Source organism: Cognatazoarcus halotolerans, from assembly GCF_009800965.1.
GTDB classification, from domain to species: Bacteria; Pseudomonadota; Gammaproteobacteria; order Burkholderiales; family Rhodocyclaceae; genus Cognatazoarcus; species Cognatazoarcus halotolerans.
Window position 1 is genome coordinate 149767 of sequence record NZ_WUAF01000003.1, and the last position, 17141, is coordinate 166907.

The window sequence follows — 17141 nt, forward strand, 5'->3', positions numbered from 1 at the left end:
ATGCCTGCGCCTGGCGTCCGAAGCAGCCCTGCCGGGCGTCGGCGTTACGGCACTTACCTGCGACCGGCCGAATGTGGTGCGCCCCGGTTGGGGCTGCTAGCCGTTCAAGCCTCGACCGGTGTCCCGAGCCGCTTTTGCACGCAGCGCCTCATACAGCCCCGCCGGCCCCAGCAGGATGCACTTCAGCCCTTCCCGAATCCGTTCGGAGGCAAGGGCCTGGGTGCTCATGCTCTGGTGGGCGTCGAGGGCGTCCATGATGGCGTTCATCAGGGCGCTGTCCAGGTCGGGGGAGTTGCCGAACTGCTGCTTGCCGTTGGCGGCGGCCTGCTGGACCAGGGTGTCGTTTTCGAGCAGCTTGCCCTTCAGTGAGCCATTTACATACACGAGCTGGTCGTTGTCTGAGACGTCGCCCTCAAACAGGCCGTTCACCTGCCTGATGATTTCGGCTAGCAGGGCCTTCTCCTTGTCGTGAACCGTACCGCTGCCGGTCTCATCCATCGGCATCAGCTTTACCGCGTCGCCCTTGTTCAGATCGAGCGACTGCCTGCCTCTGTCCTTCAGCACGTGGTGGGTGAGCACGACCCTGGAAAGGTCGACGGTGTCGCGTTCCCGGCCGAATTCGAGCAGCGGGATGAGGCGCTTGTAGAAGATGAAGCGCTTTTCGATGTCGGTGTTGCCGTAGTCGAAAATCTGCGACAGAAAGGAATAAAGACGTGCAAAGGTGCCCATGTCGCCCTTGAACAGTACGAGTGCGTCCATCCCGTCCTTGGCCGCCTTCGCGCCTTGCTCATCCTCGTTCGCAAGCGCATTCGTGCGCTCGGCCTGGAGCGCCTTGTAGCGCTTGAGCAGACGGTCTGCCACCGGGGCGATGGCGGCACTCAGCTGTTGCTGGGTGCCGTTCGGGTCCATTTCGACCCTGGCCACACGGTCGACTTCAAAGCCGTCGTAAAGGCCCGCCGCGTCCAGCTTGGCGCGCAGGTCGAAGACCAGGTGAGGATCGGTCGTCGATTCGAGCTGCGCCGTGTCGTAGTAGGTCTTGAACGCTGCCAGGATCTCCTCGGGTTCGTTTACGAAGTCGAGGATGTAGGTAGTGTCCTTGCCGGGATAGGCGCGGTTCAGGCGAGACAGGGTCTGCACGGCCTGGATGCCGGCGAGGCGCTTGTCCACATACATGCCGCACAGCAAGGGCTGGTCGAAGCCGGTCTGGAACTTGTTGGCCACGAGGAGCAGCTGGTATTCGGGGCCCTTGAAGGCCTCGCGAATGTCGCCTTTCAGGCCGGGGTTGAGCAGCCTGCTGTGCTCGCTGACGGGTTCGGGGAACGAATCCGGGTCGTCGATCTCGCCCGAGAAGGCCACCAGCACGCCCAGCCGGTACCGCCGCCTTGCGATGTAGCCGGTAATGGCTTTTTGCCAGCGCACTGCTTCCTTGCGACTGCTGACGACCACCATGGCCTTGGCTTTGCCATCGAGCAGCGGCTGAACGTTTTCCCGGAAGTGCTCGACAACGAGCTGGACCCGCTGCGCGATGTTGTACTCATGCAGGCGCACCCACTGCATGATGCCTTTGAGGGCTTCCGACTTTTCGACCTGAGTCTCGTCGTACTCCTTGCCGTCATTGGCCAGTTTGAACGCGAGCTTGTAGCTGGTGTAGTTCTTCAGTACATCGAGGATGAATTCCTCCTCGATGGCCTGGCGCATGGAATACACATGGAACGGCTCGGGGAGTCCGTCAGCATTCTTCCGCCCGAAAAGCTCCAGGGTTTTCTGCTTCGGTGTGGCCGTGAAGGCGACGTAGGTCAGCCCTCTGTCCTGGCTTGCCTTGGCGGACATCTGTGCCGCAAGCAGCGCCTCGGTATCGATTTCGCCGCCGTCTTTCAGCTCGGCCAGTTCCTCTGCCGAGAGCACCTGCTTGAGCCTGGCCGCGGCCTCACCGGTCTGGGAGCTGTGAGCTTCGTCCGCAATCACCGCAAATCGCTTGCCCTCAGTCGCAGCGAGCTCCTGCACTGCCTGGAGTGCGAACGGAAAGGTCTGGATGGTGCAGACGATGATTTTCTTGCCGTCTTTAAGTGCCTGAGAGAGTTGGGCACTCTTGCTGCCATGTTCGTCGCTGATGGTCGCGACCACGCCGGTCGTGCGCTGGAAGTCGAAGATCGCTTCCTGCAATTGAGCGTCCAGCACCGTGCGGTCTGAGACGACCAGCACGCTATCAAAGAGCTTCTGGTTGGCGGCGTCGTGCAGGTCAGCCAGGAAGTGCGCACTCCAGGCAATCGAGTTGGTCTTGCCTGAGCCCGCTGAATGCTGGATGAGGTAGCGCTCACCGGCGCCGTTCGCCAGCACATCCGCAATCAGCTTCCGCGTCGCGTCGAGCTGGTGATACCGGGGGAAGATGACGCTGGTGAGCTGCTTCTTGTCGTTGCGCTTGCCGATGAGATAACGCCCCAGAATCTCGAGCCAGCTATCGCGCTGCCACACCTCTTCCCACAAATAAGACGTCGCAAATCGATCCGGGTTCGGCGGATTACCGGCGCCACCTTCATTGCCTTTGTTGAAGGGCAAGAAGCGCGTTGCCTTGCCTGCCAGCAAGGTGGTCATCATCACTTCGGACTGGCTGACCGCGAAATGGACAAGCGCGCCACCCGGGAAGCTGAGCAGTGGTTCGACCTTGCCCCCCTTGGGTGCCGGCTCTCGGTCGAAGCGGTACTGGTCCACCGCATCGCCGACACTCTGCGTGAAATTCGACTTCAGCTCGGCCGTCGCTACCGCAATGCCATTGACGAACAGCACCAGGTCCAGTGCGTCCTGGGCATTGTTCAGCGAGTGACGCACCTGCCGAACCACGCGAACGCGGTTGGCTGCGTAGGCTTTCTGAATGGTCTGGTTGAGGCCGAAGGCGGGTTTGAACTGCGCGAGAGACAAGGGCTTCTTTAAGCCGACCATCTCGACTCCGCGCCGGAGCACTTCGAGCGTGCCTTGTTCGTTCAGGCACTTGCGCACACGTTCGGCCACCACCTTGCCCACGGTGGCACCATGAGTCCTGGCAAGCTTCTCCCAGCTGTCCGACTGCGTTTCTTCCACCCAGGCGAGCAGGTCGGGCAGGTACAGCGCATTCTCGCGGTCATACCGGGCCGCATCACCGTCGGCGTAGCGCCAGCCATGGGCCGCCAGGTGGGCACAGATTTCCGTTTCGAAGTGACGCTCCTGATGCAGGCTCATCAACACATCTCCCTCAGGCGCGCCAGTACCACGTCGGCACGCTCCGGCTCCGCAATCAGGCCGGGCAAGACATTCATGAAATCGGGCTGGGCCAGCAGGCCGGCAATAGTGCGTGCCACAAACGCCCTCAATGCCGCAGGCGCACCCGCCATCTCCCCGGCGAGCGACTCACGGCCATCGACGACGTTGAGCACATCCTCCAGGTCGTGGCTGCTCAGAAAGTCGCCTTTGCCGCGACTGGCAAAGGCTTCCAGCTTGGTGGCCACGAAGGCCACGGCGCTGAGCCGGCGGATATGCACCCCCGCGGCGATCTCCACTGATTCCGCGCTGTGAACCGCGTAGGCATACCAGGGATTGGTGAAACCGAGCACCGCGTCATCCACCGGCATGAGGTCGAAGGGCAGGCCGGACTCGCGATGCACCCAGCGGCAGATCACCTCGCTGCTCATGTCGCGTCCGAAGCCCAGCGCCGGCAGCTTGCCTTCCAGGTGCTGAAAGGCGGCGCGGCCGGCCTCGACGATGGCGTCCACATCCGTGGTCGCCCGTACGCCCTCGGCCAGCGGGTCGGTCAGCAGCAAGCCCGCCACGGAACCGCCCACGAACACCAGCTGCGCGCGCAGCTCGCCCAGCGCCCCGGCGATGCGCCGCAGCTGCGGCAGGTTCGGGTCATTGGGGTTCATGGCCCTCGTCCCCCAGCGCCTTTGTCAGCAGCTCGGCCGCCAGGGCGCGCTCACGCGCCCGCCCCATGCGCAGCGCGTCGAGCAGGGCCAGCAGGCGATGCAGGGCCGGGTCGGCGAGCGCCGCCTCCGGCGCGCTGCGATAGAGGGGGGAGAGGGTCGGCCCTTTGGCGCTGCCCCCGGCATGCGCCCACACCGGGGCCTCGCCGGGGGCGGCATTGAGCGCACTGGCCAGCGGCTGGGCACCAAACGCGGTCGGCACCCCGCGCTTGACCGGGCCGCTGATGGCCGGCCACACATAGCGCGCCCCGTGCAGCATGAATTCCAGCAGGGCCGGGCGCACCGGCTGCCAGCCGTCGCGCCCCTGCGACACCGCCAGCCCGGCCGCCAACGCGCGCTTCACGCAGGCATGGGTTTCGGACGCGCTCATGCCCAGCGCCGCCCCCAGGGCGGCATAGGTCCAACGCTGCGGCGGATGCGCCACGACCTTCAGCAACACCAGCAGATCCTGCGGCTTGAGTTCCATCGGCGGCTCTATTCGCGATTCGCGAATAGCGAATATGCTCGTAATTCATGCATTCCGCAAGCGGCTGGAAGCGGCCCTGTTATGCCAGCGCGCGTACGTCGATCTGGCCGGTGACGGCGGCGGAGATGAGGGCGGTGCGGCGTTCTTTTAGGAGTTCAATGGCGCGAGTAGCTTCCGAGTTCAGCGCATCAAGGTGTGATGTTTCCTCGACAATAAATTCTAGAATTTCTTGTTGCTCGTCTAAAGGCGGAAGAGGAATTCCTAGTTCACCTATCGAGACCATGTTGAGCCCTTCCATGGTCGTTCCTTGGGCGGCTAGCGAAAAGTACTTCTGACTGGTCGGGTTGTTAATGAAGACCTGCAAGTACTTTGGAGCAATAAGCGCCTCTTTCACTCGGTAAAGAACCAGCCGTGGGTTGATGATGCCCGGTTCTGCGTCCGCAGGGACCAATGCGGCCCGGCCTATTGTCCCCATGACGCTAATCAAGACGTCGTTCGGCCGCACCAAATAGCGTGTCATCTCAGAGAACTTGTCCTGCGAGATGTAGTAGTCACCGATGGAAAAGTCGTTCGGGATGACCTGTTGCTGTCCATAAACTCGATAACCTGACGCAACATACATCGACTTAGTCAGTGACGAACCATACGGTCCGGCAATGCCCTCGCGGATAAGGTGTTTCATGCGAGTGACGGTCCAATGCGCCGGTACCTCTCCCAACCACGCCACCCCGGAATCCTTCATCGGCGCATCCGGATTCAGCCCCTTGGTGACCGCATGGGAAATGGTGGCTTGGCGCTTTTCGGCCAGAAGGGTGAGGAGCTTTTCCTGTTCGGCGATGAGGGCGTCGATTTTCGCGGTTTCGCGGTCTAGGAAGGAGGCGATGGCGGATTGTTCTTCACGGGGAGGAAACGGGAATCGAAAGTTCTTGAACTCATCGGTTGGGAATCGCCAGCGACCGAATTCCGACGACCCTTGGCCGAACGCGTAGAAAATTTTCTGTTGATACCCGTTTTGCAGCAAGTATAGAAAATACCTTGGCTCGCAGTCCCTCTCGTCCCTAATTGCAAACACTCGATAATCAGGGCTCGTCACGCCAGCGTACGGCGAGATGTCAACGTAGCCGGTCAGCAAGTCCATGTGATTCATTGCAAAATCACCAGGCTCAACAAGCTGGTATTTCGAATAATCCATCGAGAGTTGTCCGTCGTTGCTCTCGATGTCCTTAATCTTGACGCCTCGCTGCGTGATTGACAGAACTTGATGCCCTACCTCTCCCGCGATTCGTTTTCGAATCTCGAAGATGTTCTTGAGGCGTCGCACGCTCCAATGCCGTGGCACAACTCCAAGCCACGGCGCCCCAGAGTCTTTACATTCCGAATAAGTCGGCAAACTCATTCCGCGAGCCCCTCAAGCATCTTTGTGATGTTTGCGGCGACGGTCTTCAAGTCCTCGTCAATCTCATGCAAGCTGCGCGGCGGTTCAAACACATAGAAGTGCCGGTTAAACGGAATTTCGTAGCCCACCTTCGACTTGTCGTGGTCAATCCAGGCGTCTTCAGCGTGGGGTAGCACCTCGCGTGCGAAGTAGACTTCGATGTCCTCTGCGAGAGGGACGTTCTCGGTGTCACGCAACGCACTGTCTGGTTGCGGCTTACCTTTCTGCTTGCCCTTGGTGCCGACGACAACCTTGCCGTCTTCGTCGCGCTGTGGGCGCTCCACCGTGATGGTGGTGTAGCCGAACTCCTCGTTCCGGAAGACCCGCGAGATGGGCACGACCTTGACCTTTCCGCCTTCCGGGGCCTCGGGTGGTTGCTCACCGGCCAGCAAGAGCGTGCGCTCGACCTCTTTGCCATCCGCGTCGAACACGGTAGCCAGCTCGGTTTCAGCGAAGTCACCAAACATGCGGGTGATGTCCGCGATGTGCTGGTCCGAGAGTTCCTTACGCTTGCTACCCAGACTTTTGCGCATCTTTTGCCAGAAGCCGCTGGCGTCGATGAGCTGCACCCAACCCTTGCGGTCGTCGGGCTTCTTGTTCGACAGAATCCAGATGTAAGTGGAGATGCCCGTGTTGTAGAACATGTCGGTCGGCAGACCGATGATGGCCTCAACCAGGTCGTTCTCGAGCACGTAGCGACGGATTTCGGATTCGCCGCTGCCGGCGCCACCGGTGAAGAGCGGCGAGCCGTTCAGAACGATGCCGATGCGGCTGCCGCCATCGACCGCCGGGCGCATCTTGCTGACCAGATGGAGCAGGAACAGCATGGAGCCATCGGAGACGCGCGGCAGGCCCGGGCCAAAGCGACCATCGAAACCTTTCTCCGCATGCTCCTTGCGCACTTCCTTCTCGACCTTCTTCCACTCCACGCCAAAAGGCGGGTTGGAGAGCATGTAGTCGAACTTGCGCGATGAGTGACCATCGTCCGAGAGCGTGTTACCCACCAGGATGTTGCCGACGTCCTGCCCCTTGATGAGCATGTCCGCCTTGCAGATGGCGTAGGACTCGTCGTTGAGCTCCTGGCCAAAAAGGGTGAGCCGTGCCTTGGGGTTGTGCTCGCGCAGGTAGTCATCCGCCACCGAAAGCATGCCGCCCGTACCCGCCGTGGGGTCGTAGAGGGTGCGCACGACCGCGTTGCCGGCGGTGAGCACGTCGTCGTCCTCGATGAAGAGCAGGCTGACCATCAGCCGGATGACTTCGCGCGGGGTGAAGTGCTCACCGGCGGTTTCGTTGGAGATTTCGGCGAACTTGCGGATGAGCTCTTCGAACACCAGACCCATCTGGGTGTTGTCGACCTTTTCCGGATGCAGGTCGATGTTCGCGAACTTTTCCGTCACCAGATAGAGCAGGCCCGCCTTGGCCAGGCGCTCGACCTGTGTATGGAATTCAAAGCGCTCGAAGATGTCCCGCGCCGCCGGGGAGAAGCCCTGGATGTACTCGTACAGGTTCTCTCGGATGTGGTCCTGGTCGCCAAGCAGCTTCACCAGGTCGAGCGGCGAGGTGTTGTAGAAGCTCTGGCCCGCCTTGCGCAGCAGGAACGGGTCCGGGTTGAGATTCTTCGCCGTCTTGTCGACGAACTCGGCCAGCACTTCGGCCTTGGTGGCCTCCAGCACGCAGTCCAGTCGCCGCAACACGGTGAAAGGCAGGATGACACGACCGTATTCGGATTGCTTGTAGTCGCCACGGAGGAGGTCGGCGACGGACCAGATGAAGGATGAGAGGGCCTGGTGGTTCATTTGTGCGTGTTGTTCGTGCGAGCCCGCGCCCAGGGGAGCAAAGCGTATCAGGATGTATCCGCGCGACATGTTAGCGGAAGTGGGGTGCCCGGGAAGGCCCTCGCCGTCGCCCGAAGCAGTCGGTCCGCCGCGTCGTAAGGCAGTCACGCAGCAAAGGGGTGAAATGATCAATAGAATGCTTGCTAGAAAGCAATTTGGCGTCTAATATCCGCCCCCATGACCCGCAAATGCCGAACCCGCTGCGAGCACATGCTCCGCCAGACCGCCGAGAGTTTTCCGGAGATCGATTCGCCGGGAATGCGCTTCATCGCGCGCCTTTTCCGCCTGCGCGACGTGATCTTCGAGAACGCCCAGCGCGAGATGGCGGGCTTTGACCTGAGTCCCGCGGAGTACAGCGTGCTCGCCACGCTGCGCAAGACACCGGCGCCGCACCGGCTCAAGCCCTCGGACATCTACAAGGGCATGCTGCTCACCTCCGGCGGGCTGACCAAGGTCCTCAAGACGCTCGAGGAGCGCGGCTACGTGCTGCGCGAGGACGATGAGGACGACCGCCGCGGTTCGCTGGTCCGCCTCACGCCTGCCGGTATCGCACTCGCGGAACAGGCGATGAAGACCGTGATCGGCAGCGATGTGGCGATGCTCAACCGGGTGGCCGATGCCGCCCAGCTCGATGCGCTCGCAGAAGCGCTGAAACCCTTTACAGAGACACTCGACCGATGAATCCTCCAATCCACACCGAGCGCCGGCGGGCCGCGCAATGAGCCCGCTCCAGACCTCGCGCACGCCCATGGGCTTTACCGAATTCGTGGGCTTCATTGCTGCCTGCATGGCGCTCAACGCGCTGGCCATCGACGTGATGTTGCCGGCGCTGCCGATGCTCAATGCGGACTTCGGGCTCGCCAACCCGAACCACGCGCAGATGGTGATCGCGATCTATCTGCTCGGCATGGGCGCATCACAGCTCTTCTATGGACCGCTGTCGGACCGCTACGGCCGTCGGCCGGTGCTGATCGGCGGTCTGATGGTTTTCGTGCTGGCCGGCCTGCTTTCGGCGGTGACCGACAGCTTCGGCACGCTGCTCGCCGCCCGTCTGCTGCAGGGCGTCGGCGCGGGTGCGCCGCGGGTGGTCGCCGTCTCGCTGGCGCGCGACACCTATTCCGGGCCGCAGATGGGGCGGGTGATGTCGCTCGCCATGATGGTTTTCATGGCGGTCCCGATCCTCGCGCCGTCGCTCGGTCAGCTGATCCTGCTGGTGCTGCCGTGGCGCTGGACTTTCGGGGCGCTGGTGCTGGCCAGCAGCGCGGTGCTGGCGTGGACGCTGCTGCGGTTGCAGGAGTCGCTGCCGCTCGAGCGCCGGCGGGCGATCTCCGCCGATGCGATTCTCGAAGGCTACCGCATCACCGTGACCACCCGCAGCGCGGTCGGCTACATGGCCGCCCTGGGCCTGGTGATGGGGGCCCACATGGGTTTCATCACTTCCGCCCAGCAGATCTTCGTCGATGTCTTCGACGCGGGCCGTAGTTTCACCCTGCTGTTCGCATTGATCGCGCTGGCGATGTCGGTGGCGGCCTTCACCAACTCGCGCCTGGTGCACCGTGTCGGCATGCGCAGGCTCAGCCTCGTCGGCCTGTCCGTGCTGGTCGGCCTGAACGTGATCCATCTCGGACTCGCGCTGGCGGGCCTGGTCAGTCTGCCGGTGTTCCTGCTGTTGCAGGCCGGCAGCATGTTCGTGTTCGGATTCCTTGCCTCGAATCTCAACACCCTGGCAATGGAGCCGCTTGGCCATGTGGCCGGCACCGCTTCGTCGATCATCGGTTTCGTCAGCACTGCCTGCGGTGCGCTCATCGGCTTCGGCGTAGGTCAACTGTTCGACGGTAGCGTCATGCCGCTGGCAGCAGCGTACGTGGTGCTGGGCCTGCTCGCGCTGACCGTCGTGAACTTCACGGGACGCCCGGTGGCAACCCCCGCCTGAGTGCGGCGCGGGGGTGGCGGGCCGGTGAAGGCCCGCCGGTTGTCGGGGATACCCACCCGTGATAGCGTCCGGCATTGACTCGCGGAACCCCAAGATGTCCCTGTTCAGGCGCCTGCTGCGATTGATCACCGGTGAGCCGACGCCGACCCCGGCCGCGGTGGCGCCGCCGGCCGCGCCGCGGCCCGAGCCGGCGGCGGTTGCGGCAGATCCGGGGACGGTCGGCCCGGCCGGCGAGGGTTCGATCCTTGCACGCAGTGAAATCCTTGGCCGCGATCGGCAGTTGCTCGGTCATGCCTTCACCTTGCACGCTGCCGCGGCGGGGAATGTGCGGGCGCGCACCGAGCGCACGCGTGGCTTTCTCGACGAAGTCCTGATCGACACCCTGCTCGACAAGGCGGCCGGCCTGCTTGCCAGTCGAACCGTCCATGTTCCGGTCTGGAGCCATTCCATCCTCTGTCCGGCGGCGGCGCGCCTGGTCGGCACGAAGGCGGTTCTGGTGCTGCGGGCGGAAGCGCCCGATGCTGCGCCGTCAGCGGAGATCCTCGCGCGGGCGCAGGCGCTGCAGGCGGATGGCCTGCCGATCGCGCTGGAGGCGCACCTCGGCACCGCGTGGTTCACGGCGCTGGCGCCCCTTGCCGGAACGGTCGTGGTGGATTCGGCCAGCCATTCCCCGACCGAGCTGCGCAGTCTCGCCGGCAGGCTGAAGGGCGAAAGCCCCGGCATGCAGTGGCTGGGCTGGAACGTGGCGACCGAGGAGGACTTCGACTATCTCCTGCGGCTCGGCTGCCACGGCTTCCACGGCGGTTTCGTCACCCATCGCGAGGACTGGAGCGGGAACCGCCTTGCGCCCCATTCGCTGCGCGTGGCACGGCTCATCAACCAATTGCGCGACGATACCGGTACCCGCGAGATCGCCGAAGTTCTCAAGCACGACGTGGCGCTCACCTACCGGCTGCTGCGTTATGTCAACGCGGTCGCATGGGGCATCAACAATCCGATCACGTCGATCGAGCATGCCCTGGTGGTGCTCGGCAATTACCCGCTGCGGCGCTGGCTCGTGCTGTTGCTGTTCGGCGGCGCGCGAAACAGCGCGGGGGCCAGCACGCTGATGGACCTCGCGCTGACGCGCGCGCGCCTGATGGAGCTGCTCGGCAGGGATCGGGTGAGCCGCGAGGAATGCGAGCAACTCTTCATGCTGGGCCTGTTTTCGCTGATCGACATCATTGCGCAGGTACCCCTCGAGCGCGCGCTGGGGCCGCTCAAGCTGCAGCCGGCGGTTGCCGATGCGCTGCTGTCGGGCAGCGGGCCGCTGGCCGACTATCTGTTGCTGGCGCAGGCGGTGGAGCGCGGCGACGAGGCCGCGCTGGCGGAAGCCGGCGAACGCCTGGGGGTTGGCCCGGACGAACTCAACCGCCTGCAGATCGAGGCCCTGTTGTGGGTGCAGGCCGGCTCCGCGGCGGAAACGTCTGGGCCCTGACGCGCCCCGCGGGTTCCTGGTCGTCAGCCCGGTGCGTTCGCACCGCCGGGCGACCCGTAGCGCAGTACCCCTTCGACCGATGCAGTCCAGTCGTTTTCATCTTCAGCCGTGAGTGATTCGAGCTGGCCGGCTGCCGCCGCCGGATCGTCGACCCATTCGCGCAGCAGCGGCGAACCGTTGATCAGGTCGATGGCGAGTCGGTCGTGCTCGTATTCGTACGGAAAATCGCGCCACAGCGGGTAGTCCGGATACAGCCGGCGGATCGCCTTGAAGGCGGCGGCCATGAGGCGCCATGGCCGGAAGGCGGCATGGTCGTAGTGGGTCGGGTCTTCGACGTGAATCTGCACACCGTGGCACAGCTTGCCGGCGTGCTTGTGGAAGGTCGGCTCGAACCAGCATTCGCGCAGCACGCAGCCGTTCAGCCAGTCGGGGGCGAGGGCATGCATTTCGGCGATGACGGCGCGGGCATCGATGTCGGGCGCGCCGAAGAGTTCGAGCGGGCGGGTGGTGCCGCGGCCTTCCGAGAGCGTCGTGCCCTCGAGCATGACCGTGCCGGCATAGGCGCGCGCCATGGAAAGATTGGGGGCGTTGGGGCTCGGGTTCACCCAGCTGCGCTCGCCCAGCGGCCAGCCATGACCCGGCGCGGCGTCGGCTTGCCAGCCTGCCATCTCGACCACCGCCAGATCGACGTCGAGCGCGAGCTCGCGCCGGAACCAGCCGGCCATCTCCCCCATGGTGAGGCCGTGGCGCATCGGCATCGGGCCTGCGCCGACGAAGCTCTCCCAGCCCGCGCGCAGGCTCAGGCCCTCGACCGGCCGGCCCGCCGGATTCGGCCGGTCGAGGATCCACACCGTCTTGCCGTGTCTGGCCGCCGCTTCGAGCATGTAGCGCAGGGTGGTGATGAAGGTGTAGATGCGGCAGCCCAGATCCTGCAGATCGATCAGCAATACGTCGAAGCTGTCCATCATTGCATCGGTGGGCCGTCGCACCGCGCCGTAGAGGCTGAATACCGGTATGCCGAGCCGTGGATCGACGAAGTCGGGCGATTCGACCATGTTGTCCTGCTTGTCGCCGCGCAGCCCGTGCTGGGGGCCGAATGCGGCCGACAGGGTGATGTCGGGCAGCGCCGCGAGCGCGTCCAGCGAATGGACGAGTGCGCGCGTGACCGAGGCCGGGTGGGCCAGCAGCGCGACGCGCCTGCCGGCTAGCGGGCGGCGCATCGCGGGGTCTTCGAGAAGGCGTTCGACGCCGAATTTCATGGTTGCTCCTGATGGTGTCGCGGGTCGCTCAGTTCGAGCGTGAAGCTCCCGCGATGATGGAAGTCCGGCCTGTCTGCGGCATGGTGAAGCGCCCGGTAGGACATGCTGCCATCCGCCGACTCGAGGACCGCGCACAGGCCGACCAACCGCGGCCCGGGCGATACCGATGCCGGCAGCAAGGCCGCGGGCAGCGTTGCCTGCAACTCGAGGCGGTCGTCATGTCGGATCGTTTCGATCGTCGGCGGCGCCGCAATCACGAAGGCAGGATCGCGTTCGCGGTAGGCGAGGAAGTCGTATACCGCCCATTCGCCCGACGGCGAAAAGTTGAATTCCCGATAGCCGGGCGCATCGCGATCCGCGGCGATGAAGACCTCGAAACAGGTGTGGCGCCACAGCCCGTCGGCAAATGCCGCGGCCGCTGGCGCGGGCAGCGCGATGCCGGCCAGGGCGCCGGTAAGCGCATAGACGAGGCAGAGGTCGCCATTGTCGCGGTACGCCACCCGTACTCCCAGCGTGTTCGCCGGGGTGCGCTGCTCGGTTGGGTGGGGTCGAAGTGGGAGGTCCTGCATCGGGGTGTCGTCGGATCGGGCCGGGGCGCGTAGTTTAGCTGCGTTGCGGGCCGACGGCGGATTGCGCGGGCGCTGCACCAGACCTTGCAGCGCCGCCGGGGCCGGCACTGTCGTGCCCGGATTCGGGGTGGCCAGCGCTGCCGAATTGGTATTCAATGGCAACGGTGCGCACCCGCGCCCGCCGGATCATCCGGGGCGATGCGCCTCGTGTCGCGATCAAAGGAGACCTCTTGGCCAAGCCAAATTACCAGTTCGAGAAACGCCAGCGGGATCTGGCGAAGAAGCGCAAGCAGGAAGAAAAACGCTTGCACAAACTTGCCCAGAAGGCCGCTGGTGCGGGCCGCGACGAAGCGTCCAGCGAGCAGGAGGATACCTCGGCCGATGGGGCCGAGGCGGCGTCGGCGGATGAGCAGCCCGGGGATTCGCAGCGCTGAGCCGGGCCTTTCCCCGGAACGATCCGCGCCGGGCAAGGCAGCGGGCCATGTCGCCGCTATAATCGGCGGCTGTTCCGCCCTCCGGAGACCGCGCCTTGTCAGATCGACTCGCCGTATTGCCGCAATATCTGCTGCCCAAGCAGGCGCTGACCGTGCTTGCCGGCAAGCTTGCCGGTCTGCAAGGAGGCGGGCTGACGACCGCCGTAATCCGCTGGTTCGTGGCGCGCTACGGGGTCGACATGGCCGAAGCCGCCAATTCGGACGTGACCGCCTACGCGAGTTTCAACGAATTCTTCACCCGTCCGCTCAGGACCGGTGCACGCCCGCTGGCCGAGGCTGCATTCCTGTGCCCGGTCGATGGTGCGATCAGCCAGTTCGGCGCGATCGAGCGCGACCAGATCTACCAGGCCAAGGGGCATCGCTATTCCACCACCGCGCTGGTCGGCGGCGATGCGGCGCTCGCCGCGCGTTTCGAGAACGGCAGTTTTGCCACGCTGTATCTCAGCCCGCGTGATTACCACCGCATCCACATGCCCTGCGCGGGACGGCTCGCACGTATGATCTACGTGCCCGGCGAGCTGTTCTCGGTCAATCCGGTGACTGCGCGGGGGGTCCCCGGCCTGTTCGCGCGAAACGAACGGGTGGTCTGCGTCTTCGAGTCCGCATCGGGGCCGTTCGTGCTGGTGCTGGTGGGGGCGACCATCGTCGGCAGCATGGCGACGGTCTGGCATGGCGTGGTCAATCCGCCACGACCGGGCAGGATCGTCGATTCGCGCTACGACGAGGAGCGGATCGAGCTTGCTCGCGGCGAAGAGATGGGGCGTTTCCTGCTGGGGTCGACCGTGGTGATGCTGTTTCCGCAGGGCGCGCTGGATTTCAATCCGGCCTGGGTGCCCGGCGGGGCGATCCGCATGGGCGAGGCAATGGGCGAGGCGGCCGCACTCAGCCCGGTCTGAGCCTGAGGATCTTCAGCGCGCCATACAGCACGACCGCGCCGATCGCCGCGCCGATGATGAAATCCGGCCATTCCGAGCCGCTCCACAGGACCAGCGCCCCGGCAACGATCACTCCGATGTTGGCAAGCACGTCACTGGCCGAGAAGATGTAGCTCGCCCGCATGTGGGCGCCGCCGTCGCGGTGCCGGCCGATCAGCAGCAGGCAGGCAAGGTTGGCCGCCAGGGCGATCACCGAAACACCCATCATCGCCATGCCGACTGGCTCCGCACCATGCACCACGCGCCAGCCCACCTGCACGAAAAGACCCGCCGCGAGTAGCGCCTGCAGCCAGCCGGCGAGCCTGGCGGCGCGGAATTCGGCGGCGGTGCCGCGGCCCACGGCCCACAGGGCCGCACCATAGACGGCCGCGTCGGCGAACATGTCGAGGCCGTCGGCGAGCAGACCGGAAGACTGAGCCCACCAGCCCGCCAGGCCTTCGACGACGAACATCAGGGCGTTGATCGCGAGCAACTGCAGCAGCGTCCGGCCCTGGGCGTCAGTGGCCGGGCTGTCGCCCATCGGTGGTGGCACGGCCGCCTCGCTGCTCAGCAGCCGCGCGCCGAAGCCGAGCGGCGCGAGCAGTGCCAGCACGGCCTCGGCGGTGCCCGCGTGCCATACGGCGAGACGCCGGCCCGGCAGGTCGAACTCGAGCTGATTCGCGCATCCGGCAAGGCACATGCGGATCAGCCGCTCCTCGCTGGGGCAGTCCATGCCGGGGATCTCGAAGCGGGAGCAGGCCAGCGTGCCGCCGGCAGAGGGTTCCGCGTCCCGGTCATGTTCAGCGGTCGTTGCACCGCAGCCACAGTGCGATGTGCAGGGGGCGGATGGGGCGGGGATGTCGCTGTCGGTGCGGGTCATGGCGGCATTCTGTCGTCGCCCCCGGTGCAAATCAACTCGCGCGATCGGCGCGGGCCCTTGAGTCTGCCGGCCGGGGCGGCCAGAATCGGCATCACCGACCTTCGCCGCAGCCGCGCACCAAATGAATGCTCCGATCCGTTACGTAGAGCCCGTTTTCCGCCCGCCCAGCGAGGCGCAGTCGCTGATCCTGCCGGTCACCGATGGCTGCTCCTGGAACAAATGCACCTTCTGCGAGATGTACACCGCGCCGCAGAAGGCGTTTCGTGCCCGCAGCGAGGAAGAGGTGCTGGAGAGCATCCGCCGGACCGCCGCGCAGTACGGTGACCGTTTCCGGCGGGTCTTCCTGGCCGACGGTGATGCGCTCGTGCTGCCGACCCGGCGTCTTCTCGCGATTCTCGCCGCGATCCGCGAACACCTGCCCTCGGTACGCCGCATATCGAGCTACTGCCTGGCGCGCAACCTGGCGAGAAAGTCGCTCGAGGAAGTCCGCAGCCTGCGCGAAGCCGGTCTCGCACTGGTCTACCTCGGGGCAGAGTCGGGCGACGATCTCGTACTCGAACGGGTCGCGAAAGGTGAAACCTTCGAATCCACCCGTGCTGCACTCGACAAGCTTGGCGAGGCGGGCATCGGCCGGTCGGTCATGATCCTCAACGGGCTCGGCGGCCGGGTGCATTCCGAGCGTCACGCCGACAACTCGGCGCGTCTCATGAACGCGACCCAGCCCGAATACCTGTCCACCCTGGTGGTCAGCTTTCCCGGCGGGGAGGCGCGTTTCAGGGCCGCTTATGGTGAGTGGGAACCGCTCGGGCAACGGGAGCTGTTTGCCGAGATGGCGCGCTTCATCGCCGCACTCGAACTGCGGCGGACCGTGTTCCGCTCGGATCACGCCTCGAACTGGCTGGCGCTCAAGGGCACGCTTGGCGCCGACAAGCAGAGACTTCTCGACCAGTTGCACGCCGCCATCGCCGATCCGGCCGCGGCGCCGCTGCGACCGGCATGGGCCCGCGGTCTCTAGCTCGGCTCGGCGAGACCGAGCAGGCTGGTCACCTGGGTGGTCAGGGCCGCCGGCTTGAAGGGCTTGCGGACGTAGCCATTGATGCCGAGCTTGATCAGCCGGCCGAGGACGCCCATGTCACTCTCCGCGGTCAGCAGGATCAGGGGGGTCAGATCGCCGCTTTCGCGCAGGGCGCGCAGGAAGGCTTCGCCGTTCATGGCGGGCATGTTCATGTCGCAGATGATGAGGTCGGCGCGGGAACCGTTGTGCATTTCGAGTCCCTTCGTACCGTCCGACGCTTCCCGGAAGTCGATCGGCAGACTCCGCAGCGCGGCCTTGACAAAACTTCGGATCACGGACACATCGTCGATCACGAGGACGTTCTTTCGGGTCATCATCAATGCGTTGGCAGGTAGATCGAAAGTATTACGACCGAAAGGCGGGAAACTGAATGCTGATCCAGACTCGATTGACATTTCGCACGGCGGGTCGCGGCAGCCGCGAGATTACCGGCGAAGTGGCCGCCCAGGTGCGCGCTGCGGGCATCGGTTGCGGCATTGCGCAGATCTTCGTGCAGCACACGAGTTGCTCCCTGCTGCTTACCGAGAATGCCGATCCGGACGTCCGCCGCGATCTCGAGACGCTCTTCGGCCGCATTGCCCCGGACGGCGATCCGGCCTATCTGCACGACGCGGAAGGGCCCGACGACATGGCCGCCCATGCCCGTACCCTGATCGCAGGGGCCAGCCTGACCGTGCCGGTGGCCGGCGCGAGGCTGCTGCTCGGCACCTGGCAGGGCATCTACCTGTGGGAGCACCGCACCGAAGCGCATGATCGCAACGTGGTGATCACCGTGATGGGCGAATCCGCCTGAGGCCGGCGGGGTAAGCTTTCGGTGCCGACGCGGGTCTACCCTTGCACACACCGGAGGTGAA

The 17141-nt window shown here is 64.8% G+C and carries 16 protein-coding genes; 7 read left to right on the top strand and 9 right to left on the bottom strand.

The genetic code is table 11. The features are described from left to right. Positions 1 to 96: 96 nt before the first annotated feature. The 5 genes from GQB03_RS05645 to GQB03_RS05665 all read right to left on the bottom strand — a co-directional run bounded on the left by GQB03_RS05645 (position 97) and on the right by GQB03_RS05665 (position 7647). Positions 97 to 3213 carry a type I restriction endonuclease subunit R gene (locus GQB03_RS05645; protein WP_200832121.1) on the bottom strand — a complete coding sequence of 1039 codons (3117 nt, stop codon included), beginning with the start codon at positions 3211 to 3213 and terminating at the stop codon, positions 97 to 99. After that, positions 3213 to 3893 carry a hypothetical protein gene (locus GQB03_RS05650; RefSeq protein WP_159685844.1) on the bottom strand — a complete coding sequence of 227 codons (681 nt, stop codon included), beginning with the start codon at positions 3891 to 3893 and terminating at the stop codon, positions 3213 to 3215. Before GQB03_RS05650 ends, GQB03_RS05645 begins: the two co-directional genes overlap by 1 nt. Further along, positions 3880 to 4416 carry a MarR family transcriptional regulator gene (locus GQB03_RS05655; RefSeq protein ID WP_159685847.1) on the bottom strand — a complete coding sequence of 179 codons (537 nt, stop codon included), beginning with the start codon at positions 4414 to 4416 and terminating at the stop codon, positions 3880 to 3882. The genes GQB03_RS05650 and GQB03_RS05655 overlap by 14 nt, the downstream gene beginning before the upstream one ends. A gap of 79 nt (positions 4417 to 4495) precedes the next feature. Next, a complete protein-coding gene (locus tag GQB03_RS05660; protein WP_159685850.1) occupies positions 4496 to 5812 on the bottom strand; it encodes a restriction endonuclease subunit S in 1317 nt (438 codons plus the stop codon). Then, on the bottom strand, positions 5809 to 7647 hold the full coding sequence (locus GQB03_RS05665; protein WP_159685853.1) for a type I restriction-modification system subunit M: 1839 nt from the start codon (positions 7645 to 7647) through the stop codon (positions 5809 to 5811). The genes GQB03_RS05660 and GQB03_RS05665 overlap by 4 nt, the downstream gene beginning before the upstream one ends. Positions 7648 to 7896: 249 nt before the next feature. On the opposite strand from GQB03_RS05665, the gene GQB03_RS05670 reads away from it, so the two are divergent. The 3 genes from GQB03_RS05670 (at position 7897) to GQB03_RS05680 (ending at position 11096) form a co-directional block, all read left to right on the top strand. Further along, positions 7897 to 8367 carry a MarR family winged helix-turn-helix transcriptional regulator gene (locus GQB03_RS05670; RefSeq protein WP_159685856.1) on the top strand — a complete coding sequence of 157 codons (471 nt, stop codon included), beginning with the start codon at positions 7897 to 7899 and terminating at the stop codon, positions 8365 to 8367. 37 nt (positions 8368 to 8404) lie between these two features. Next, entirely contained in the window at positions 8405 to 9619 is a 1215-nt protein-coding gene (locus GQB03_RS05675; protein ID WP_235026961.1) for a multidrug effflux MFS transporter, read from the top strand. 94 nt (positions 9620 to 9713) lie between these two features. Next, positions 9714 to 11096, top strand: coding sequence for an EAL and HDOD domain-containing protein (locus GQB03_RS05680; RefSeq protein ID WP_159685859.1), 1383 nt, complete (start codon positions 9714 to 9716; stop codon positions 11094 to 11096). A 23-nt stretch (positions 11097 to 11119) separates the two neighbouring features. Here the strand turns inward: GQB03_RS05680 and GQB03_RS05685 are convergent, their stop codons facing one another. Both GQB03_RS05685 and GQB03_RS05690 read right to left on the bottom strand, forming a co-directional pair. Continuing rightward, a complete protein-coding gene (locus GQB03_RS05685) occupies positions 11120 to 12355 on the bottom strand; it encodes an exo-beta-N-acetylmuramidase NamZ family protein (RefSeq protein ID WP_159685860.1) in 1236 nt (411 codons plus the stop codon). Further along, the gene (locus GQB03_RS05690; RefSeq protein ID WP_159685862.1) at positions 12352 to 13080 is read right to left on the bottom strand and encodes a DOMON-like domain-containing protein; all 729 of its coding nucleotides are present in this window, start codon (positions 13078 to 13080) and stop codon (positions 12352 to 12354) included. The genes GQB03_RS05685 and GQB03_RS05690 overlap by 4 nt, the downstream gene beginning before the upstream one ends. Between GQB03_RS05690 and GQB03_RS05695 the strand changes: the two genes are divergently transcribed. Next, complete coding sequence (locus GQB03_RS05695) at positions 13080 to 13358, top strand: hypothetical protein (RefSeq protein WP_200832123.1); 279 nt, start codon at positions 13080 to 13082, stop codon at positions 13356 to 13358. The two genes, GQB03_RS05690 and GQB03_RS05695, sit on opposite strands and share 1 nt — an antisense overlap. A 95-nt stretch (positions 13359 to 13453) precedes the next feature. Continuing rightward, a complete protein-coding gene (gene asd / locus GQB03_RS05700) occupies positions 13454 to 14314 on the top strand; it encodes an archaetidylserine decarboxylase (RefSeq protein WP_159685864.1) in 861 nt (286 codons plus the stop codon). On the opposite strand, the gene GQB03_RS05705 is transcribed toward asd, so the two are convergent. Beyond that, positions 14301 to 15212 (bottom strand): cation transporter, encoded by a 912-nt coding sequence (locus GQB03_RS05705; protein WP_159685867.1) that lies wholly within the window; start codon positions 15210 to 15212, stop codon positions 14301 to 14303. The two genes, asd and GQB03_RS05705, sit on opposite strands and share 14 nt — an antisense overlap. Before the next feature lie 121 nt (positions 15213 to 15333). Between GQB03_RS05705 and GQB03_RS05710 the strand changes: the two genes are divergently transcribed. Further along, positions 15334 to 16227, top strand: a complete 894-nt coding sequence (locus GQB03_RS05710; protein WP_159685869.1) for a radical SAM protein — start codon at positions 15334 to 15336, stop codon at positions 16225 to 16227. Here GQB03_RS05710 and GQB03_RS05715 read toward each other — a convergent pair. Further along, entirely contained in the window at positions 16224 to 16601 is a 378-nt protein-coding gene (locus GQB03_RS05715; protein WP_159685872.1) for a response regulator, read from the bottom strand. The genes GQB03_RS05710 and GQB03_RS05715 overlap by 4 nt on opposite strands. Positions 16602 to 16657: 56 nt before the next feature. Between GQB03_RS05715 and GQB03_RS05720 the strand changes: the two genes are divergently transcribed. Next, positions 16658 to 17080: a secondary thiamine-phosphate synthase enzyme YjbQ gene (locus GQB03_RS05720; RefSeq protein WP_159685874.1), complete on the top strand. Its 423-nt coding sequence runs from the start codon at positions 16658 to 16660 to the stop codon at positions 17078 to 17080. Positions 17081 to 17141 lie beyond the last annotated feature (61 nt).

What these genes read in the sequence shown, in the direction of transcription:
- GQB03_RS05705 (WP_159685867.1), bottom strand. Translation starts at nt 15,212, where the DNA reads ATGACCCGCACCGACAGCGACATCCCCGCCCCATCCGCCCCCTGCACA.
- GQB03_RS05710 (WP_159685869.1), top strand. Translation starts at nt 15,334, where the DNA reads ATGAATGCTCCGATCCGTTACGTAGAGCCCGTTTTCCGCCCGCCCAGC.
- GQB03_RS05675 (WP_235026961.1), top strand. Translation starts at nt 8,405, where the DNA reads ATGAGCCCGCTCCAGACCTCGCGCACGCCCATGGGCTTTACCGAATTC.
- GQB03_RS05650 (WP_159685844.1), bottom strand. Translation starts at nt 3,893, where the DNA reads ATGAACCCCAATGACCCGAACCTGCCGCAGCTGCGGCGCATCGCCGGG.
- GQB03_RS05665 (WP_159685853.1), bottom strand. Translation starts at nt 7,647, where the DNA reads ATGAACCACCAGGCCCTCTCATCCTTCATCTGGTCCGTCGCCGACCTC.
- GQB03_RS05720 (WP_159685874.1), top strand. Translation starts at nt 16,658, where the DNA reads ATGCTGATCCAGACTCGATTGACATTTCGCACGGCGGGTCGCGGCAGC.
- GQB03_RS05660 (WP_159685850.1), bottom strand. Translation starts at nt 5,812, where the DNA reads ATGAGTTTGCCGACTTATTCGGAATGTAAAGACTCTGGGGCGCCGTGG.
- GQB03_RS05680 (WP_159685859.1), top strand. Translation starts at nt 9,714, where the DNA reads ATGTCCCTGTTCAGGCGCCTGCTGCGATTGATCACCGGTGAGCCGACG.
- GQB03_RS05670 (WP_159685856.1), top strand. Translation starts at nt 7,897, where the DNA reads ATGCTCCGCCAGACCGCCGAGAGTTTTCCGGAGATCGATTCGCCGGGA.
- GQB03_RS05715 (WP_159685872.1), bottom strand. Translation starts at nt 16,601, where the DNA reads ATGACCCGAAAGAACGTCCTCGTGATCGACGATGTGTCCGTGATCCGA.
- GQB03_RS05645 (WP_200832121.1), bottom strand. Translation starts at nt 3,213, where the DNA reads ATGAGCCTGCATCAGGAGCGTCACTTCGAAACGGAAATCTGTGCCCAC.
- GQB03_RS05695 (WP_200832123.1), top strand. Translation starts at nt 13,080, where the DNA reads ATGGCAACGGTGCGCACCCGCGCCCGCCGGATCATCCGGGGCGATGCG.
- GQB03_RS05655 (WP_159685847.1), bottom strand. Translation starts at nt 4,416, where the DNA reads ATGGAACTCAAGCCGCAGGATCTGCTGGTGTTGCTGAAGGTCGTGGCG.
- GQB03_RS05685 (WP_159685860.1), bottom strand. Translation starts at nt 12,355, where the DNA reads ATGAAATTCGGCGTCGAACGCCTTCTCGAAGACCCCGCGATGCGCCGC.